This window comes from Nocardiopsis sp. iso_25 (assembly GCF_056173305.1).
Window position 1 is genome coordinate 4,433,477 of the sequence record NZ_CM149667.1, and the last position, 19,924, is coordinate 4,453,400.

General features: G+C 71.9%; 18 protein-coding genes. 3 read left to right on the forward strand and 15 right to left on the reverse strand.

Annotation, left to right across the window (positions count from 1 at the left end):
• Positions 1-14: 14 nt before the first annotated feature.
• Both hutH and AC0VX6_RS19050 read right to left on the reverse strand, forming a co-directional pair.
• On the reverse strand, positions 15-1,562 hold the full coding sequence (gene hutH / locus AC0VX6_RS19045; RefSeq protein WP_274974010.1) for a histidine ammonia-lyase: 1,548 nt from the start codon (positions 1,560-1,562) through the stop codon (positions 15-17).
• A 72-nt stretch (positions 1,563-1,634) separates the two neighbouring features.
• Positions 1,635-1,898, reverse strand: coding sequence for a hypothetical protein (locus AC0VX6_RS19050; protein ID WP_475465476.1), 264 nt, complete (start codon positions 1,896-1,898; stop codon positions 1,635-1,637).
• A 170-nt stretch (positions 1,899-2,068) separates the two neighbouring features.
• On the opposite strand from AC0VX6_RS19050, the gene AC0VX6_RS19055 reads away from it, so the two are divergent.
• Positions 2,069-2,830, forward strand: coding sequence for an IclR family transcriptional regulator (locus tag AC0VX6_RS19055; protein WP_274974011.1), 762 nt, complete (start codon positions 2,069-2,071; stop codon positions 2,828-2,830).
• Here AC0VX6_RS19055 and AC0VX6_RS19060 read toward each other — a convergent pair.
• Positions 2,822-3,502: a hypothetical protein gene (locus tag AC0VX6_RS19060; protein WP_475465478.1), complete on the reverse strand. Its 681-nt coding sequence runs from the start codon at positions 3,500-3,502 to the stop codon at positions 2,822-2,824. The genes AC0VX6_RS19055 and AC0VX6_RS19060 overlap by 9 nt on opposite strands.
• 114 nt (positions 3,503-3,616) lie before the next feature.
• On the opposite strand from AC0VX6_RS19060, the gene AC0VX6_RS19065 reads away from it, so the two are divergent.
• Positions 3,617-3,874, forward strand: a complete 258-nt coding sequence (locus AC0VX6_RS19065) for a hypothetical protein (protein ID WP_212643607.1) — start codon at positions 3,617-3,619, stop codon at positions 3,872-3,874.
• Between the two features lie 284 nt (positions 3,875-4,158).
• On the opposite strand, the gene AC0VX6_RS19070 is transcribed toward AC0VX6_RS19065, so the two are convergent.
• From AC0VX6_RS19070 to uvrC, 9 genes are all read right to left on the reverse strand, one after another.
• Entirely contained in the window at positions 4,159-4,530 is a 372-nt protein-coding gene (locus tag AC0VX6_RS19070) for an RNA polymerase-binding protein RbpA (RefSeq protein ID WP_013154023.1), read from the reverse strand.
• 79 nt (positions 4,531-4,609) lie between these two features.
• Positions 4,610-4,846, reverse strand: a complete 237-nt coding sequence (gene secG / locus AC0VX6_RS19075; protein WP_013154024.1) for a preprotein translocase subunit SecG — start codon at positions 4,844-4,846, stop codon at positions 4,610-4,612.
• 273 nt (positions 4,847-5,119) lie between these two features.
• Entirely contained in the window at positions 5,120-5,896 is a 777-nt protein-coding gene (gene tpiA / locus AC0VX6_RS19080) for a triose-phosphate isomerase (protein WP_274974013.1), read from the reverse strand.
• Positions 5,897-6,072: 176 nt separating this feature from the next.
• A complete protein-coding gene (locus AC0VX6_RS19085; RefSeq protein ID WP_475465480.1) occupies positions 6,073-7,257 on the reverse strand; it encodes a phosphoglycerate kinase in 1,185 nt (394 codons plus the stop codon).
• Positions 7,258-7,398: 141 nt separating this feature from the next.
• The gene (gap, locus tag AC0VX6_RS19090; RefSeq protein ID WP_013154027.1) at positions 7,399-8,403 is read right to left on the reverse strand and encodes a type I glyceraldehyde-3-phosphate dehydrogenase; all 1,005 of its coding nucleotides are present in this window, start codon (positions 8,401-8,403) and stop codon (positions 7,399-7,401) included.
• A gap of 327 nt (positions 8,404-8,730) precedes the next feature.
• Complete coding sequence (gene whiA, locus AC0VX6_RS19095) at positions 8,731-9,711, reverse strand: DNA-binding protein WhiA (protein WP_017567643.1); 981 nt, start codon at positions 9,709-9,711, stop codon at positions 8,731-8,733.
• A gap of 247 nt (positions 9,712-9,958) precedes the next feature.
• Positions 9,959-10,933 carry a gluconeogenesis factor YvcK family protein gene (locus tag AC0VX6_RS19100; RefSeq protein WP_274974015.1) on the reverse strand — a complete coding sequence of 325 codons (975 nt, stop codon included), beginning with the start codon at positions 10,931-10,933 and terminating at the stop codon, positions 9,959-9,961.
• A 99-nt stretch (positions 10,934-11,032) separates the two neighbouring features.
• A complete protein-coding gene (rapZ, locus tag AC0VX6_RS19105; RefSeq protein WP_047871627.1) occupies positions 11,033-11,917 on the reverse strand; it encodes an RNase adapter RapZ in 885 nt (294 codons plus the stop codon).
• Positions 11,914-13,941 carry an excinuclease ABC subunit UvrC gene (gene uvrC, locus AC0VX6_RS19110; RefSeq protein ID WP_274974016.1) on the reverse strand — a complete coding sequence of 676 codons (2,028 nt, stop codon included), beginning with the start codon at positions 13,939-13,941 and terminating at the stop codon, positions 11,914-11,916. Before uvrC ends, rapZ begins: the two co-directional genes overlap by 4 nt.
• Positions 13,942-14,181: 240 nt before the next feature.
• Between uvrC and AC0VX6_RS19115 the strand changes: the two genes are divergently transcribed.
• Positions 14,182-15,321, forward strand: coding sequence for a mechanosensitive ion channel family protein (locus AC0VX6_RS19115; RefSeq protein ID WP_274974017.1), 1,140 nt, complete (start codon positions 14,182-14,184; stop codon positions 15,319-15,321).
• A gap of 114 nt (positions 15,322-15,435) precedes the next feature.
• On the opposite strand, the gene AC0VX6_RS19120 is transcribed toward AC0VX6_RS19115, so the two are convergent.
• From AC0VX6_RS19120 to uvrA, 3 genes are all read right to left on the reverse strand, one after another.
• On the reverse strand, positions 15,436-15,834 hold the full coding sequence (locus AC0VX6_RS19120; protein ID WP_041552787.1) for a Rieske (2Fe-2S) protein: 399 nt from the start codon (positions 15,832-15,834) through the stop codon (positions 15,436-15,438).
• 121 nt (positions 15,835-15,955) lie between these two features.
• Positions 15,956-16,669: an RDD family protein gene (locus AC0VX6_RS19125; RefSeq protein ID WP_274974018.1), complete on the reverse strand. Its 714-nt coding sequence runs from the start codon at positions 16,667-16,669 to the stop codon at positions 15,956-15,958.
• A gap of 179 nt (positions 16,670-16,848) precedes the next feature.
• A complete protein-coding gene (gene uvrA, locus AC0VX6_RS19130; protein ID WP_475465483.1) occupies positions 16,849-19,683 on the reverse strand; it encodes an excinuclease ABC subunit UvrA in 2,835 nt (944 codons plus the stop codon).
• Positions 19,684-19,924: the final 241 nt, after the last annotated feature.

Genomic DNA, 19,924 nt, shown 5'->3' on the forward strand with positions numbered 1-19,924 from the left:
GTGTTCGGGTCGGTTCAGGCCAGGGGGACGACGGACTCGGCGGCCCCGACCACGGAGCCGTCGGTGATCAGGTCGGCGACGGCGGCGATCTCGGGGGCCAGGTGGCGGTCGGGGCCGGGGCCGGAGACCCTCTCCCGTACGGTGCGCAGCACGGCGCCGGTGGCGGGGCCGGGCTCCAGCGGCGAGCGCAGGTCCAGGGCGCGGGCGGCGGTGAGCAGCTCCACCGCGAGCACGCTGGTCAGCCCGTCCACGGCGCGGCGCAGCTTGCGGGCGGCCGACCAGCCCATGGACACGTGGTCCTCCTGCATGGCCGAACTGGGGATGGAGTCGACGCTGGCGGGCACGGCCAGGCGCTTGAGTTCGGAGACGACGGCCGCCTGCGTGTACTGGGCGATCATGTGCCCGGAGTCCACGCCGGGGTCGTCGGCCAGGAAGGCGGGCAGACCGTGCGAGCGGGACACGTCGAGCATGCGGTCGGTGCGCCGCTCGGCGATGGAGGCGGTGTCGGCGACGGCGATGGCCAGGAAGTCGAGCACGTAGGCCACGGGTGCGCCGTGGAAGTTGCCGTTGGACTCCACCCGCCCGTCGTCCAGGACCACGGGGTTGTCGATGACGCTGTCGAGTTCGCGCTCGGCCACCAGCAGCGCGTGGGCCAGGGTGTCGCGGGCGGCGCCGGCCACCTGCGGCGCGCAGCGCAGCGAGTAGGCGTCCTGGACCCGGCTGCAGTCGGGTCCGCGGTGGGAGGCGACGATGGGCGAGGAGTCGAGCAGGGCGCGCAGGTTGGCCGCGGAGGCGGCCTGGCCGGGGTGGGGGCGCAGGCGCTGGAGCTCCTCGGCGAAGACGCGGTCGGTGCCCAGCAGCGCCTCGACGCTCATGGCGGCGGTGATGTCGGCGACCTTGAGCAGGCGCTCCAGGTCCATGCAGGCCAGCACGAGCATGCCGAGCATGCCGTCGGTGCCGTTGATCAGCGCCAGGCCCTCCTTGGCGCCCAGTTCGACCGGCCGGATCCCGGCCCCGTGCAGGGCGGTGTAGGCGGACACGTCCCGCCCGGCGGCGTCGCGGACCCGGCCCTCGCCCATCAGGGCCAGCGCCACGTGCGACAGGGGCGCCAGGTCCCCTGAGCAGCCCAGGCTGCCGTACTCGTGCACGACCGGGGTGATGCGGGCGTTGAGCAGCGCTGCGAGGGTCTCGGCGGTGGCGACCTCCACGCCGGTGTTGCCCGAGGCCAGGGTGCGCAGGCGCAGCAGCATGAGGGCGCGCACGACCTCGTCCTCCACCTCGGGCCCGGTCCCGGCGGCGTGCGAGCGGATGAGTGAGCGCTGGAGGCGGGCCCGCAGGTCGGGGGCGATGTGGCGGGTGGCGAGAGCGCCGAAGCCGGTGCTGACCCCGTAGGCGGGCACCTCGCCGCGGGCGAGCGACTCGACCCGTTCGCGGCCGTGGTGGAGGGCCTTGCGGGCCTGCTCGGACAGGGTGACACGGGCGCCGTGGCGGGCCACGTCGAGGATCTGGGCCGGGGTGAGCGGCGCATCGCCGACGACGACGGAAGGAACTGCTGTGGACATGCTCCCCATTTGACCCCCCGCGTGCCCCTTGGCGAAGGGCTGACACGAGGGTTCCGTCTGGGATCTCAGACGTCAGGGGCGCCGGTCCGCGACTCCAGCACGGCTGACGGATCCCACGGTGTCGGTCTCGCTCTCACCGGCGGGGTCTCTGACGCCCCGGGACGCACGGACTGCTGCGACGATCTCGTCCATGCTCAGACCGACATCGGGGACCGGCGTTTCCGCCACGACCCGTCGGTTGCGCACGGAGCGCGCTTCCCTCTCCAGCACTCCGAGCAGATATGCCTGGAGGGACTGGTCGGCCTTCTTGGCCTCGGCTGCGAGAACGTCCCGCACTCCTTCCGGAACACCTTTGACCTGTAGGGCTACCGTGGCGTCATTATTCGCCAGCGTGGCGCCCCTTCCCCCTGTTCCCACGAAAACGGGCGAGCGCGCGTCGCAAGGTCGCCTGCACCCGGGCTCCCATGTCCGAGGCCCGTAAGCCGCACCGTGGGACAATCGCAGGTATGAGCCTCGTTCCGGCGGCCACACGCGCGCTGCGGCTGCTGCGCTTCCTGGCGACCCGCCCCGGGCCGGTGTCGGCCTCGGCGATCGCCGCCGAGCTGGACATGCCCCGTTCCAGCGTGTACCAGCTGCTGGAGGCCATGGCGCGGGAGGGCTTCGTGACCCACCTGCCCGAGGAGCGCCGCTGGGGCCTGGGCGTGGCGGCCTTCGAGATCGGCTCGGCCTACCTGCGCCACGACGGCGTCGAACGCCTGGCCCGTCCGCTGCTGCACCAGCTCACCGAGGCCACCGGCGCCACCGCGCACCTGGGCGTTCTGCACGGGGCCGACACCCTGTACCTGCTCAAGGAGCAGCCGCCGCACGCCCCGTCGCTGATCACCGGGGTGGGGGTGCGCCTGCCCGCGCACCTGACCGCGTCGGGGCGGGCCATGCTGGCCCGGCTGCCGCGCGCCCAGGTGCGCGCCCTGTACCCGGACGCGGCGGCCTTCACCACCCGCACCGGCCGGGGCCCGGCCTCGCCCGGCGAGCTGCGCCGGGTGTTGGCCGAGGAGCGGCGCCAGGGCTGGTCCATCGAGGATGGGCAGGTCACCGAGGGCTTCGTGTCGGTGGCCGCGGCCGCCTGCGACCACAACGGCCGCCCCGCCGCGGCGATCAGCCTGACGGTGCCCAGCGCACGGCCGGTCACCCCGCAGGCGCTGGCCGGGCGGGTCCGCGACGCGGCGGCCGACCTGACCCGGCGCCTGGACGGCCGCGCCTCACCGTAGCGGCGGGGTCCGCTCCACGACCGAGGGCAGCGGGGCCGTGCGCTCCACCATCCGCAGGATCTTCTCCTTGAGGTCGGCGGGCACCTGCACGTAGAACTGCGTCGGCGCGTCCACCGCCTCCAGGTCCAGGCTCTCGGCGGTCTCGGCCCAGCCGGGCAGCTCGGCGTCGGTGCGGTGGGTGTCCAGCACGAACTCGATGAAGTAGGTGAGCCGGCGTCCGCCGGTGTGCACCTCGCGGATGCGCCGGATCTCCGTCCAGGCGATGAACGTGCCCTCGCCGGGGAACCACCACTTGCGCTCCTGCAGGACCGTGACGCCGTCGCTGTCGGCGCTGATGCCCTGCCGGGTGATGCGCTGGGGCAGACCCCGCAGCACGAACACGCTGCTCCCCGGGCCGACGAAGAGCATGGCCAGGCCCGCGAAGGCCCACAGCGTCACCGAGCCGACGGTGGTCTCCTGCCGCAGCACGTGCCAGAGCATCGACCCCAGCACCAACACGAACCCCGCGGTGAGGGCGGCGGAGAAGTAGGCCACGGCCATCCACATGCGCGTGTTGGGACCGCGCAGGCTGACGTACCTGCGCAGGTGGGAGACGCTCTCGGGCGTCCGGGTCAGGTCTGAGGGAACACCTCGGGGGGCGGCGGGGGCGTCCGCGGGTTCGGGGGAGGCCATACCCACCATTGTCCCCACTCCGGCGGGTGCTCCGTGCGCCGGACACCGCGCGGCCGCGGGGATGATGGGCCAAAGCACGGGTGGACGCGGCCTGGGAGCGCTAGAGTCCGGTCCATGAGGCCGAACACGAGCGAGTACGACACCGAGCTGAGGCTGAACGGCGAGGTGATCGTCCTGGAGGGGGTGTCCTACCAGGGGCGCACCGTGCTTCCGGAGGGGCCGGACAGGTTCGCCTGCCTGGAGCGCTGGGCCAAGGGGGTGGCCGAGACCCTGGGGGAACCGGTCACCTGGCGCGCCGAGGAGAACGGGCGGCTGGCCGGGCGCGGGACGGTCCAGCCCGGTCCCGGGGCTCAGAACCGCCGGGCGCTCTGAGCTCCGCACTTGGCGCACTGGAACTTGCGGTCGTCGCCGAGTATCCAGTCGTGGTCCCCGCCGGTGGGGCACGTAGACATCGACACCATCTCCTCACAGGGGCTGTCGGGGTGCGTGCCGATCACTCTATTTCCCAAGAACCACATCAGTCCCGTGAATGAGAAGTTCGCCCTCGTATTCACGTATGGACGGGACATCGTCCCCGGTCACCGGGCACGGACACACGCGTGGGGCCCGCCGCGGTCGCGACGGGCCCCACCGAAAGCCTGTGGGGGAGGGAGCGGCTAGTTCTGCCTGGCCCTCATGTGGGCCTCGACGGCGGCGCGGTCGGCGCGCAGCTTGGCAAGGGCCTCGTCGAGGATGAGCTTGCCCTCCTCCTCGCTGCGGCGCTCCTTCACGTACGCCAGGTGGGTCTTGTACGGCTCGGTGCGCGGCGGCGACGGGGGGTTCGCCTTGTCCTTGCCCGCGGGGAAGCCGCAGCGCGGGCAGTCCCACTCGTCGGGGACCAGTGCCTCGCTCGCGAAGCTGGGCACGACCTCGTGCAGGTTCGCGCAGTAGAACGGAACCCGGACGCGCGGGGCGGCCTCGCCCCGCTCGGCCTCGCCCATGGGACCGGCTCCGACACGGCTGCCACGAATGGCACTGCCACTACCCACGAAAAACTCCTTCGGCGAACTCGCTCACCGGTTCTCGGGCGAGCTTGACGGTGGACGGGGTGTGCCCGCGGGTCGCGGGCTACATGCCCCGGTTGATCAGCAGGCCGAGGATGACGATGGCGATGATCCACACGACCCCGATCGCGATGGTCATCCGGTCGAGGTTGCGCTCGACCACCGACGATCCGCCGAGCGAGGACGTGACGCCACCGCCGAACATGTCGGAGAGACCGCCGCCCTTGCCCTTGTGCATGAGCACCAGGAGGACCAGCAGCACGCTGAGAAGCATCACGAGGATGGACAGACCGAGGATCACACGCTCACCCGTAGCTCGACCCCGAAGCGGGGGGTTATGGACCGACCCCGTTTCCCGTGCGCACCAGCGGTGACACCGGACCGGCGCGGACACCCGGGAAGCAGGGGACCGGGGACAATTTCGGATTTTACCGTGCCCTTGGCAGCACGGGCGGGGAAACCGCGAGGCACGGAGAACCCCACAGCGAAGTCTAGCCCGACCCGGCGACCTGTCGGGCACCCCGCCCGTCACCATCGGGCATCGAAGCGTGACGGGCGGGGGTTCGCGCGGCGGCTAGTTCTCGCCGAAGCGGATGATCTTCACGAACTCGTCGGCCTTGAGGCAGGCGCCGCCGACCAGGGCCCCGTCCACGTCGTCCTTGGCCATGATGCCGGGGGCGTTGTCGCCCTTGACCGAACCGCCGTAGAGGACGCGCACCGCGCCCGCGACCTCGGGCGAGTACAGCTCCGCCAGGCGCGCGCGGACGGCCGAGCACACCTCCTGGGCGTCCTCGGGGGTGGCGACCTCGCCGGTGCCGATGGCCCACACGGGCTCGTAGGCCACGACGATCCTCTCGGCCTGCTCGGCCGGGACCTCCTTGAGGGCGCCGTCCAGCTGGGCCAGGACGTGCTCGACCTGCTGGCCCGCCTTGCGGACCTCCAGGCCCTCGCCCACGCACAGGATCGGGACGATGCCGTTGGCGAACGCCGCCTTGACCTTGGTGTTGACCAGGGCGTCGTCCTCGCGGTGGTACTCGCGGCGCTCGGAGTGGCCCACCAGGACGTAGGAGCAGTCCAACTTGGCCAGCATGGACCCGGAGATCTCGCCGGTGTAGGCGCCCTTCTCGTGCGCGGAGACGTCCTGGGCGCCGTAGACGATCTTGAGCTTGTCGCCGTCGACCAGGGTCTGGACGCTGCGCAGGTCGGTGAACGGCGGCAGGACGACGACCTCGGCGTTGTCGTAGTCCTTGTCGTTGAGCGCGAACGCCAGCTTCTGGACGAGCGCGATCGCCTCCAGGTGGTTGTTGTTCATCTTCCAGTTGCCCGCGATGAGCGGCAGGCGCTGGGACATGTCGGCACTTCCTTACGCAGTGGACTGATGATGTGTTCGGGCGCCGCCGGGGTTCTGGAGGTGGCGGAGGTGGGACCGCGAGGAACGAGCCGTCACACCGAAGGCACCGAAGGTTCCCGGCTTCCGGGCGCCTGAACAGGGGGCGAAGCGGAGCGGAGCCCCAAGGGGGCACGGGCTTAGTTCAGGGCGTCGATACCGGGCAGGTCCTTGCCCTCCAGGTACTCCAGGCTGGCGCCGCCGCCGGTGGAGATGTGGCCGAAGGCCGCCTCGTCGAAGCCCAGCGCGCGCACGGCCGCGGCGGAGTCGCCGCCGCCGACCACGGTGAAGGCGTCGGAGTCGACCAGGGCCCGGGCCAGCGCGCGGGTGCCCTCGGCGTAGGGCTCCATCTCGAACACGCCCATCGGGCCGTTCCAGAACACGGTCCGGGCGTCGGCCAGCTTCCGCGCGAAGAGCTCCTGGCTGCGGGGGCCGATGTCCAGGCCCATCCGGTCGGCCGGGATCGACTCGACGCCGACCGCGTCGTGCGCGGCGTCGGCGGAGAACTTCTCGGCGGCCACCACGTCCACCGGCAGGACGATCTCCACGCCCTCGCGCTCGGCGCGCTCCAGGTAGCCCTTGACGGTGTCGATCTGGTCGGCCTCCAGCAGGCTGGAGCCGACCTCGTGGCCCTGGGCCTTGAGGAAGGTGAAGACCATGCCGCCGCCGATGAGCAGGCGGTCGGCGGTCCCCAGCAGGTTGTCGATGACGCCGAGCTTGTCGGAGACCTTGGAGCCGCCCAGGACCACGACGTAGGGCCGCTGGGGGTCGCCGGTGAGCCTGCGCAGCACCTCGACCTCGTTGAGCACCAGGCCGCCGACGGCGTGCGGCAGCCTGCCGGGCAGGTCGTAGACGCTGGCGTGCTTGCGGTGCACGGCGCCGAAGGCGTCGCCCACGTACAGGTCGGCGAGCCGGGCGAAGCGGTCGGCGAGCTCCCCGCGCTCGGCGTCGTCCTTGCTGGTCTCCCCCGGCTCGAAGCGCACGTTCTCCAGCAGGGCGACCTGGCCGTCGGTGAGGGCCTCGGAGGTGGCGCGGGCCGACTCCCCGGCGGTGTCGGAGGCGAAGGCCACCTCGGTGCCGAGCAGTTCGCCCAGGCGTGCGGCGACCGGGCGCAGCGAGTAGCGGGGGTCCGGGGCGCCCTTGGGACGGCCCAGGTGGGCGGCGACGATGACGCGGGCGCCGCGCTCGCGCAGCGCGGAGATGGTGGGCACGGCCGCGCGGATGCGCCCGTCGTCGGTGATCCGGTCGCCGTCCAGTGGCACGTTCAGGTCGGCCCGGACGAACACGCGCCTGCCGGAGACGTCGAGGTCGTCGATCGTCCGCATGCTGGGTCTCCTCTTGGAATGTGGGATGTGGCGGTCCCGGGCGGTGGGGCCGGGAGGTGCGCGCACGACGGCACCCCTCCGCGCGCACTGCGGGCGAAGGGGTGCCGTCTCACGCGCCGGTGGCCATAGGGGCCGTGGACGCTACAGGCCGGAGCCGACCAGCTTGGCCAGGTCGACCAGGCGGTTGGAGTAGCCCCACTCGTTGTCGTACCAGCCGACGATCTTGACCTGGTTGCCGAAGGCCATGGTCAGCTTGGAGTCGAAGGTGCACGAGGGCGAGGTGCCGACGATGTCGGAGGAGACGATCTCGTCCTCGGTGTAGACGAGCACGTCCTTGAGCGGGCCCTCGGCGGCGGCCTTGAACGCGGCGTTGACCTCGTCCTTGGTGACCTCGCGCTCCAGGGTGACGACCAGGTCGGTCACGGAGCCGTCGGGCACGGGGACGCGCATGGCCATGCCGTCCAGCTTGCCCTGGAGCTCGGGGATGACCAGCGCGGTGGCCTTGGCGGCACCGGTGGTGGTCGGGATGATGTTCTGCGCGGCCGCGCGGGCGCGACGCAGGTCCTTGTGCGGGAAGTCCAGGATGACCTGGTCGTTGGTGTAGGCGTGGACCGTGGTCATCAGGCCCTGCTTGACGCCGAAGTTGTCCAGGAGGACCTTGGCCATCGGCGCGACGCAGTTGGTGGTGCAGGAGGCGTTGGAGATGACGTGGTGGTTGGCCGCGTCGTACTTGTCGTCGTTGACGCCCATGACGACGGTGATGTCCTCGCCCTTGGCCGGGGCGGAGATGATGACCTTCTTGGCGCCGGCCTCGATGTGCTTCTTGGCGTCCTCGGCCTTGGTGAAGATGCCGGTGGACTCGACCACCACGTCCACGTTCAGGTCCGACCAGGGCAGCTGGGCCGGGTCGCGCTGGGCCAGGACCTTGATGGTCTTGTCGCCCACGCGGATGAAGTCGTCGCCGACCTCGACGTCGCCCTCCAGGGTGCCGAGCACGGTGTCGTACTTGAGCAGGTGCGCGAGCGTCTTGGTGTCGGTGAGGTCGTTGACCGCGACGATTTCGATGTCGCTGCCACCAGCGGCGACCGCGCGCCAGAAATTGCGGCCGATCCTGCCGAAGCCGTTGACGCCTACACGGATGGTCACGGAACCAATCTCCTCATATATCGCACATCATTTCCACCCGGGCATCAGCCCCCGCCCCGAACGCCGTGTTCCGGGGTCAACCGGTCGACCGCCATGAGCAGGTTCAACGCACACAGGGTGTTCACCACGAGCCTAGCGGAGCACCGGCGAAGAGCCGCTGCTGGGCCACGGCCGAGCCTGCGGGCCCGGTGGATTCGCGACCATCCTGGCACTGCGAGCCGGAGAGGTCTATACCATTTTCCGAAGTTATCCCGGAGTTTTCGCAGTTAACAAAGCCGAACATCGGTGTTACGGCGCAAGCGCCCGGGGACCGCGGCGGGCTCCGGGTCAGGGCACCAGCATGTCCGGGGTCAGGTTGGCCTCGGTGCCCTCGATGCCCAGGTCGCTCGCGCGCTTGTCGGCCATCGCCAGCAGCCTGCGGATACGCCCGGCGATGGCGTCCTTGGTCAGCGGCGGGACGGACAGCTGCCCCAGCTCCTCCAGGGAGGCCTGCTTGTGCGCCAGGCGCAGCTGGCCCGCGGCCACCAGGTGCTTGGGCGCGTCCTCGCCCAGGATCTCCAGGGCCCGCTCCACGCGCGCGCCCGCCGCCACCGCCGCCCGCGCGCTGCGCCGCAGGTTCGCGTCGTCGAAGTTGGCCAGCCGGTTGGCGGTGGCGCGCACCTCCCGGCGCATCCGCCGCTCCTCCCACGCCAGCACGCTCTGGTGGGCGCCCAGCAGGGTCAGCAGCGCACCGATGGAGTCGCCGTCGCGGACCACCACCCGGTCCACGCCGCGCACCTCGCGCGCCTTGGCGTGCACCTTGAGCCGGCGCGCGGAGCCCACCAGCGCCAGCGCGGCCTCCGGCCCGGGGCAGGTCACCTCCAGCGACATCGACCGGCCCGGCTCGGTCAGGGAGCCGTGCGCGATGAACGCGCCCCGCCAGGCCGACTCGGCGTCGCAGGCCCCGCCGGCCACCACGTGCCGGGGCAGGCCGCGCACCGGGCGGCCGTTGTTGTCCACCAGCCCCGTCTGCCGGGCCAGCGACTCGCCGTCCTTGATCACCCGGACCACGTACCGGTTGCCCTTGCGCAGGCCGCTCGGGGACAGCACGACCACCTCGGACTCGTGCCCGAAGACCTCGGAGATGTCCTTGCGCAGGCGGCGCGCGGCCGCGCCCGTGTCGAGCTCGGCCTCGATCACGATGCGCCCGCCCACCAGGTGCAGGCCCCCGGTGAACCGCAGGATGGTGGACACCTCGGCCTTGCGGCAGCATGGCTTGAGAATGGTCAGCCGGCTCAACTCATCCTTCACCACGCCGGTCATCGCCATCGCTGAGGTCCTCCCCGTCACACAACCCGACCCGGCGCCACGCGCTCGGCACCGGGGATGCGCCGCCGCGGCCCTGCCACGAGCGGCTTACTCCGTGGCAGACTACGTGACCGGGCGCTGGCTGCCGACCCCCGCACGGCGTGTTGCCCATCCGCCGACCAGCGGCGCCGCGCACCCTGGGGGCCTTCGTTCCGGTGTGCGGCCAATTGCCCCCGACCTGCGGGGACCGCGGACCGCCACCGGCCCCTCAGCCCTCCAGGATCCTCTCGAAGGCCGCCGCGAGCCGGTCGGGGTCGTGGCGCGGTGTGCCGTCGTCGCGGGACAGCTCCTCGAGCTCCAGACGCCCGCCCAACTCGCCAACCACCCGCACCAGGGGCTCGGGCTCCTCCACGGTCCCCCGGTCGGCGAGCACCACGTCCACCCCCAGCTTGGGCGCGTGCTCGCGCAGCACCTCCAGGTAGGTCTCGGGGCGGAAGCCGTCGGTCTCGCCCAGCTGCGGGGACAGGTTCAGCGCCACCATGCGCTTGGCGCGGGTGGTGACCAGGGCGTGCGCCAGGTCCGGGACCAGCAGGTGGGGCAGCACGCTGGTGAACCACGACCCGGGGCCGAACACCACCCAGTCGGCCTCGCGCACCGCCTTGACCGCCTGCGGGCTGGCGGGCGGGTCCTCGGGGATCAGTGAGATGGAGCGCACCTTGCCGCTGGTGCTGGCGCACGCCACCTGGCCGCGCACCGTGGTCAGCTCCTCGGGCCGCGCCGGGTCGATCCCCGACACCTCGGCGGCGATGTCCAGCGGCACCGACGACATCGGCAGCACCCTGCCGTGCGCGCCCAGCAGCTGGCCCACCCAGTCCAGGCCCGCCACGGAGTCGCCGAGCAGCTCCCACAGGGCCACGATCAGCAGGTTGCCGACCGCGTGGCCGTGCAGTTCGCCCTCGGAGCGGAAGCGGTGCTGGATCACCTCGCTCCAGGTGTGGCCCCACTCGTCGTCGCCGCACAGCGCGGCCAGCGCCATGCGCAGGTCGCCGGGGGGCAGGACGCCCAGCTCCCGGCGCAGGCGGCCGCTGGAGCCGCCGTCGTCGGCGACGGTGACGACCGCCGTCACGTCGGTGGTCACCCTGCGCAGGGCCGACAGGGAGGCGTGCAGGCCGTGCCCGCCCCCCAGCGCGACCACCCGGGGCGGACGCCGCCCGTCACCGTCGGGTGCTGTGCTCTTCGCCATGGCTGTGGTCTGCCCCTCGTCCCATGTCCACCGGACGAATCGGACCGTACCACCGAGAACGGTGCACCGCGGGCAGGGCGCGTGTCATGCGCCCGCGGGTCACTCCCGTCCGACGTCCCGGTGGACCACGTGCACGTCCACACCCTGGCCGCGCAGCCGGTCGGCGAACTGCTCGGCCATGGCCACGCTGCGGTGCTTGCCCCCGGTGCAGCCCACCGCCAGCGTCATGTAGTGCTTGCCCTCGCGCTGGTAACCGGCGATGGTCAGCTTGAGGACGTCGGAGTAGGCCTCCAGCATCTCCTTGGCCCCGTCCTGGGCCAGGACGTAGTCGCGCACCGCCTCGTCACGGCCGTTCATCGGCCGCAGCTCGGGCACCCAGTGGGGGTTGGGCAGGAAACGGCAGTCCAGCACCAGGTCCGCGTCCACCGGCAGGCCGTGCTTGAACCCGAAGGAGACCACGTTGGCGCGGGGGCGCGCCTCGTCGCTCTCCCCGAAGAAGCCGATCACCCGGGCCTTGAGCTGGTGCACGTTGAGCTGGGAGGTGTCGATGACCAGGTCGGCCTCGCCGCGCACCGCCCGCAGCGTCTCGCGCTCGCGGTCGATGCCGTCGGTCAGGCGCCCGTCGCCCTGGAGGGGGTGGGGCCTGCGCACGCCCTCGAACCGGCGGACCAGGGCGTCGTCGCCGGCCTCCAGGTAGAGCACGCGCGCGGTGATGTCGCGCTTGCGCAGCTCCTCCACCGTGGACAGCAGGTCCTCGGTGAAAGCCAGCGAGCGCACGTCCACGACCACGGCGACCCGCGGCACCGCCCCGTGCGTGCGGCCGGCCAGCTCGATCATCGTCGGCAGCAGGCCGGGCGGCAGGTTGTCCACCACGAACCAGTCCAGGTCCTCCAGGGCCCTGGCCGCCGTGCTGCGGCCCGCACCGGACATGCCGGTGACGATGACCACCTCGGGTGGCAGTTCCCCACCCAGTTCGACCGTCATACGTCTCCTCCCCCGTCAGTGATGTGCTGTGCTGGTGCCCCGTCGCCCCGCCCCTCCGTCGCGGCGGGTCCGCCGGAAAGGTGCGCGTGCACGGCCTCGGCCAGCTTGGGGCCGATCCCGGGCACCGCCGCGATCTCCTCGGCCGTGGCCGAGGCGAGCCTGCGCACCGAGCCGAACGCCTTGATCAGGGCCGTCCTGCGGGACGGCCCCAGACCGGGCAGCTCGTCCAGGCTGCTGCCGGTCAGCGCCTTGGCGCGCTTGTGCCTGTGGTACTGGATGGCGAAGCGGTGGGCCTCATCGCGCACCCGTTGGAGCAGGTAGAGCCCCTCGCCCGCGCGGGGCAGGATCACCGGGTCCTCGTCGCCGGGCAACCACACCTCCTCCAGGCGCTTGGCCAGACCGCACACCGCGACGTCCTCGATCCCGAGTTCGTCCAGGGCGCGGCGCGCCGCCTCGGCCTGGGGCCGGGCGCCGTCCACCACCACCAGGTTAGGCGGATAGGCGAACTTCCCGGGTGACGGCTCGTCGTCGCTTTGGTGACCACCGTGGTCGCCGGTCTCGCCCATACGGGCGACCTCGCCGCTGCGGGCGCTCTCCTCCAGGTAGCGGCGGAAGCGACGGTGGACGACCTCGTACATGGCCGCGACGTCGTGCTGCTCCCGGCCGCCCTCGCCGCTGCCGCGGACGGAGAAGCGGCGGTACTCGGACTTGCGGGCCAGGCCGTCCTCGAAGACGACCATGGACGCCACCACGTGCTCGCCCTGGAGGTTGGAGATGTCGAAGCACTCGATGCGCAGCGGCGCCTCGGGCAGCTCCAGGGCCTCCTGGATCTCCTGGAGGGCGCGGCCGCGGGTGCTCAGGTCACCGGCGCGGTGGGTCTTGTGCCGGGCCAGCGACTCGGCCGCGTTCTTGGCGACGGTCTCCATGAGGGACTTCTTGTCGCCGCGCTGCGGCACCCGCAGATCGACCGAGGAGCCGCGGTGCTCCGACAGCCAGGCGGCCATGGCGTCGGGGTCGGCGGGCTCGTGGGAGACCAGGACCTCGCGGGGGACGGCGGTGCCGGTTCCCCCGCTCTCGTCCTCGCCCCGGGTGGGGCCGTAGATCTGGCCGAGGAAGGTCGCGATCAGCTCGCCGGGGCCATCGTCGGCCATCTTGTCCACCACGTAGCCGCGCTGGCCGCGGATGCGCCCGCCGCGCACGTGGAAGATCTGCACGGCCGCCTCCAACTGGTCGTCGGCCACGGCGATGACGTCGCAGTCGGTGGAGTCGGGCAGGACGACGGCCTGCTTCTCCAGGGCGGCGCGCAGGGCCTCGATGTCGTCGCGGATGCGGGCGGCCCGCTCGTACTCCATCTCCCCGGCGGCCTCGCGCATCCGCCCCTCCAGCTCGCGCAGGAACCGGCCGGTGTCGCCCGCCAGGAAGGAGCAGAAGTCCTCGGCCAGGGCCCGGTGCTCCTCGGGTGAGGCCTTGCCCACGCAGGGGGCCACGCACTTGCCGATGTAGCCGAGCAGGCAGGGGCGGCCGCTGTTGCGGGCGCCGCGGAACACCCCCGGGGAGCAGGTGCGCACGGGGAAGACCCGCAGCAGCAGGTCCACGGTCTCGCGGATGGCCCAGGCGTGGGAGTAGGGGCCGAAGTAGCGCACCCCCCTGCGCTTGGCGCCGCGCATGACCTGCACCCGGGGGAACTCCTCGTTGAGGGTGACCGCCAGGTAGGGATAGCTCTTGTCGTCGCGGTACTTGACGTTGAACCGGGGGTCGTACTGCTTGATCCAGGAGTACTCCAGCTGGAGGGCCTCCACCTCGGTGCCCACGATCGTCCAGTCGACGTCGGCGGCGGTGGAGACCATCTGCTGCGTGCGCGGGTGCAGTCCGGCGAAGTCGCGGAAGTAGGAGGAGAGCCGGGACCGCAGGTTCTTGGCCTTGCCCACGTAGATGACGCGTCCGGAGGAGTCCCGGAACCGGTACACGCCCGGGTCGGTGGGGATCGATCCGGGCGCGGGGCGCAGGTGAGGAGTCGCAGCCATGGTCCCATTGTGGTAGGTCGGGGGGACATACGGCCAACCGAGCCCCGTACCCTCCGCGCGTGGCGCGTCTCACTCCCGCGGGCCCCTCCCCCGCGCCGCACCCGTCCTGCCCGGCGACGCACGCGCCCGCGTCCCTCGGGCGCGGGTAAGCGAAACGTCACGATTGGGTATCCGCATGCTCTAGGTTGGGCGGGTACACAGGAACTTCCCGACATCGACGACAAGAGGGGGCCCTTCGTCGTGAGCCTGCCCCAATGGATCACGGTCGGCGTCACCGTCATGGTCGCGGTGCTGCTCGTCTTCGCCGTGCGCTGGGTGCTCAAGCACAAGCTGGGCAAAGCCTGGCGGGTGTCCCAGCACGTGGTCCACCGCACGACCTACACCAGTTACGGCGCGGCCGCGGTGGTCGGCGCGAACCTGTCACTGCCCAGCCCCGCCAACGTGGACTGGGGCACGTACCAGGCCATCGACCACGCGATGAGCATCCTCATGATCGCGACCCTGACGGGCCTGGGCGTCAGCCTGGCCTACGCGGTCACGGACATGGTGCTGGCCCGGCTGTCGGTCGCCAACGGCGACGCCGACCGCAAGGCGCGGCGCATCCAGACCCAGGTGCGGCTGCTGCGCCGGGTGATCACCTCGATCATCGTGGTGCTGGCGGTCGCCGCCATCCTGTTCACCTTCGACGAGGTCCGCGCGCTCGGCGCCGGGCTGCTGGCCTCCGCGGGCATCATCGGCATCGTGGCCGGTGTTGCGGCCCAGTCCACACTGGCCAACCTGTTCGCCGGGCTCCAGCTGGCCTTCAGCGACGCCCTGCGCATCGGCGACGTGGTCGTGGTCGAGGGCGAGTGGGGCCGGGTCGAGGAGCTGAGCCTGGTCAACGTCACCATCAAGATCTGGGACGAGCGCCGCCTGGTGGTCCCGGTCGCCAACTTCACCACGACCAGCTTCGAGAACTGGACCAAGCAGGGCACGGCGATCACCGCCAAGGTGGTGTTCCCGCTGGACTGGGAGGTGCCGATCGAGGAGATGCGCGAGGAGACCGGGCGCCTGATCACCCGCAGCGACCACTGGGACGGGCGCAGCTGGTCCTGCCAGGTCGTGGACATCGCCCCGAGCGGCGAGGTGCTGGTGCGGGTGGTGGCCACCGCCGCCGACACCGGGCACCAGTGGGACATCGCCTGCGAGATCCGCGAGCACCTCATCGGCTGGCTGGTCGCGAACTACCCCGAGTCCCTGCCGCGCCACCGCGCCCAGTTCCTGGCCTCCGAGGACGCGGACGAGGCCGCCTACGCCGCCCAGTTCCCCACCTCGGCGTTCCGGCGCCAGGAGCCCAACGGCGTCAGCGGCCCGCCCGGGGGCGACCCCGGCGAGGCCTGAGCCCGACCGGGTCACACACGTGACGGCGCCCGGAGCGGATCTCCGCTCCGGGCGCCGTGGTGTCCTGGGGGGCGGGTCCGCGGGGCCCCCGCTCCGGCCCGCCCTCGGTTCCCCTCAGGAGGAGGGGCCCTGGAGGATGATGTCGGTGCCCTCGACGGTGACCTCGAACGGCTCCAGCGGCTCCTGGGCCGGGCCCGTCAGCGCCTCCCCGGTGGAGATGTCGAACTCGCTGCCGTGGCACAGGCACCGGATGACCTCGTCCACCTCCTGGACGGTGCAGCCCGCGTGCGTGCACGAGGCGCCGAAGGCCCGGTACCGGCCCGCCTCGGGCTGGGTCACGACCAGTTTGCTGTTGCTGAAGACCGCTCCCGCGCCCTCGGGGACGTCGGTGGTCTGGCCGACCACCTGGCCGTAACGGACCTCCTGCGGCTTGGGCTCCTGTCCGCCGCAGGCGCTCACGGCCGTGACGGCCGCGGCCGTCCCCGCCGTCCCGAGCAGTCGGCGCCTGCTCATCCCGCATCCGCACGTCCTCTTACCGGCCACGACGAAACGCTCCTCACCTGCGCCGAAATATCACTACACAATGTAGTAGGTACGGCGGGGTGCCCGGGTTCCGGGGTGTGCGCGAGAGCCGTCAGGCCCGCGGCGGATACGGGGGCGCCGCCGGGGTCCGCGGGTCCGCCGCGGCCACGTCCAGCACCACGGTGCCGGCGATCCGGTCGTGCAGCCCCTGCCGGTTGGGCCGGTTCCAGGCAGCCATCCCGCCGGTGAGCAGCGCCGTCACGGCCACCACGAACCACCAGAACCAGACGGCGCTGAAGAACAGGAAGAACAGCAGGAAGGGCAGGGCCAGCAGCGCGGCGCGCACCGTCAGGGCGGCCAGCGGCGGCGCGCCCAGACCGCCGTTCCCGGCCTGGGGGGCGACCCTGAGCCCGACGCGGCGCTTGCCCAGTGTCTGCTGCCAGCGGGAGAGGGCGAGGGTCTCGTAGCCCGCGTGGAGCAGGAAGAAGGTCACCGACAGGAAGAGCGGGTACCGGTCGCCGATACCGGTGGTGTCGCCGGAGCCGACCGCCTGGACGCCCACCCAGGCCAGGGAGAGCACGAGGGCCAGCAGCAGCGCGGGCAGGGCGACCAGGAGCAGGTCGATGCCGCGCGCGTACACCCGCGTCCGCCAGGCGGCCAGCGGGTAGAGCCGCTCCACGGGTTCGGGGCCCGGGGCGGCGCCCGGTGCGCCGGAGCGGTCGCCGTCGTGGAAACCGGGGGGCTCCCCGTGCCCGGGGACGGATGGGGGCTGCTGGACGCCCTGAGGCGTCGGCCCGCCGCGGTCCGGTCGGGGAGGGACGTTCATGGGCGGGCCAACCTCCAGGGCGGTTCGTCGGAGTCGCGCGGGGGCCGGGCGCGGACACGTTCGACTCTACTGAGGTGGGACATGCGTCGCGAACCGCCGACCCGCTGCGGCAGCGGGCGGCGCCGCGCCCCGTCCCGCGAGGACCGGGACGGGGCGCGGCGCAGGCGCGGAGCGCGGGCTCAGAGCATCTTGGCCAGGAAGCCCCCGGTGTAGGACTCGGCCACCGCGGCGACCTCCTCCGGGGTCCCCTGCGCGACCACGGTGCCGCCGCCGGAGCCGCCCTCCGGGCCCATGTCGATGACGTGGTCGGCCGTCTTGATCACGTCGAGGTTGTGCTCGATGACGATCACCGTGTTGCCGGTGTCGGCCAGCCGGTTGAGCACGCCCAGCAGCTTGCGGATGTCCTCGAAGTGCAGGCCGGTCGTGGGCTCGTCGAGCACGTACACCGTCCGTCCGGTGGAGCGGCGCTGGAGCTCGGCGGCGAGCTTGACCCGCTGCGCCTCGCCGCCCGACAGCGTCGTGGCGGGCTGGCCCAGCCGCACGTAACCCAGGCCGACGTCGGCCAGGGTCTGCAGGTGGCGGCGGATGGCGTTGATCGGCTCGAAGAACTCCAGGGCCTCCGAGATCGGCATGTTGAGGACCTCGGAGATGTTCTTGCCCTTGTAGCGGACCTGGAGGGTCTCCCGGTTGTACCGGGCGCCGTGGCACACCTCGCAGGGCACGTAGACGTCGGGCAGGAACTGCATCTCGATCTTGAGCGTGCCGTCGCCGGAGCAGGCCTCGCAGCGGCCGCCCTTGACGTTGAAGGAGAACCGGCCCGGCTGGTAGCCGCGCGTCTTGGCGTCGGTGGTCTGCGCGAACAGCTTGCGGATGTGGTCGAAGACCCCCGAGTAGGTGGCCGGGTTGGAGCGCGGGGTCCGCCCGATGGGGCTCTGGTCCACGTGCACGACCTTGTCGACCTTGTTCGTGCCGTTGACCCGCAGGTGGCGGCCGGGCACGTCGCGCGCCCCGTTGAGCTCCTTGGCCAGGGCCTTGTAGAGGATCTCGTTGACCAGGGTGGACTTGCCCGAGCCGGACACGCCGGTGACGGCGGTGAACACGCCCAGCGGGAAGGCGACGTCGATGCCGTGGAGGTTGTTCTCGCGCGCCCCCCGGACCACCAGCTCGTGCCCCCGGGTGAGGGGGCGGCGCTCCACGGGCACCTCGATGCCGCGCTTGCCGGACAGGTACTCGCCGGTGAGCGAGTCCTGCGAGGTGAGCAGCTCGTCCACGATCCCCGAGACCACGACGTGGCCGCCGTGCTCGCCCGCGCCGGGGCCGATGTCCACGACCCAGTCGGCGGCGCGGATGGTGTCCTCGTCGTGTTCGACGACGATGAGCGTGTTGCCGATGTCGCGCAGGCGCTGGAGGGTCTCCAGCAGGCGCGCGTTGTCGCGCTGGTGCAGGCCGATGGAGGGCTCGTCCAGCACGTACAGCACGCCCACCAGGCCGGAGCCGATCTGGGTGGCCAGGCGGATGCGCTGGGCCTCCCCGCCCGAGAGCGAGCCCGAGGAGCGCGCCAGGCTCAGGTAGTCCAGGCCGACGTCGAGCAGGAAGCCGAGCCGGGCGTTGATCTCCTTGAGCACCTGGGCGGCGATGACCGCGTCGCGCTCGGAGAGCGTGAGCCCGGCCAGGAAGGCCGCGCTGTCGCTGAGCGGCATCTGGGCGACCTCGGCGATGGACCTGCCGCCCACGGTCACCGCGAGCACGACCGGCTTGAGGCGCGTGCCCTCGCAGGTCGGGCAGGGCACGGTGCGCATGTACCCCTCCAGCCGTTCGCGGCCGTAGTCGCTCTCGGTCTCGGAGTGGCGGCGCTTGACCCAGGGGATGACGCCCTCGAACTCGGTGTAGTAGGAGCGGTTGCGCCCGTACCTGTTGCGGTAGCTGACGTGGACCTGGGTGTCGTGCCCCTCCAGCAGGGCCTTGCGCGCGCGGCGCGGCAGCCGCTCCCAGGGGGTGTCCAGGTCGAAGCCGATCGCCTCGCCCACCGCCTTGAGGATGCGCTCCCAGTAACCGCTGTTGGGCCCGCCCGACCAGGGGCCGATGGCGCCCTCGGCCAGCGTCTTCTCGGGGTCGGGGACCAGGAGTTCGGGGTCGACCTCCATGCGGGTGCCCAGGCCCGAGCACTCGGCGCAGGCGCCGTAGGGGGCGTTGAAGGAGAAGGAGCGCGGTTCGAGCTGTTCGAAGGACAGGTCGTCGTAGGGGCAGTACAGGTGCTCGGAGAAGACCTTCTCGCGGTCGGGGTCCCCGGCCTCCACGTCCACGAAGTCCAGGACGATGGTGCCCCCGGCCAGCTTGAGCGCCGTCTCCACCGAGTCGGTCAGCCGCCCGCGGGAGGAGGGCTTGACGCTGAGGCGGTCCACGACCACGGCGATGTCGTGCTTGTCGTAGCGGCCCAGCTTGGGCGCCTCGTCCAGGCGCACGGCCTGCCCGTCCACCACCGCGCGGGTGTAGCCCTTGGACTGCAGGTCCTTGAACAGCTCGACGTACTCGCCCTTGCGTCCGCGCACGACGGGGGCGAGCACCTGGAAGCGGGTGCCCTCCTCCATCTCCAGGACGCGGTCCACGATCTGCTGCGGGGTCTGGCGGGCGATCTCGCGGTGGCACTCGGGGCAGTGCGGGACGCCGATGCGCGCCCACAGCAGCCGCAGGTAGTCGTAGACCTCGGTGATGGTGCCGACGGTGGAGCGGGGGTTGCGGCTGGTGGACTTCTGGTCGATGGACACCGCCGGGGACAGGCCCTCGATGAAGTCCACGTCCGGCTTGTCCATCTGCCCCAGGAACTGGCGGGCGTAGGCCGACAGCGACTCCACGTAGCGCCGCTGGCCCTCGGCGAAGATCGTGTCGAAGGCCAGCGACGACTTGCCCGAACCGGACAGGCCGGTGAACACGATCATGGAGTCGCGCGGCAGGTCCAGCGAGACGTCCTTGAGGTTGTGCTCCCGGGCTCCCCGGACTACCAGTTGTTCGACCATCGAGTGAGACATCCTTCGGCTCTGGCGCACAGGACGCGGACCCCGTCGCGTGACGTCGGCTGACCCGTGTGGAACTTCGCGTGCGGCGGTCGGGATCTCCCGGAGACCGCCCGGGCCCCGGAGACGGGCCGCTGAGGAGAGGGGGGAGGACGCTCGCCTCTCCCGCCCGTCCAGCCTAACGACCGCCGACGACGGTTTCTTCCACCTCGCAAAACAAGGCGGCACCCCGGCGCCGGAGCGC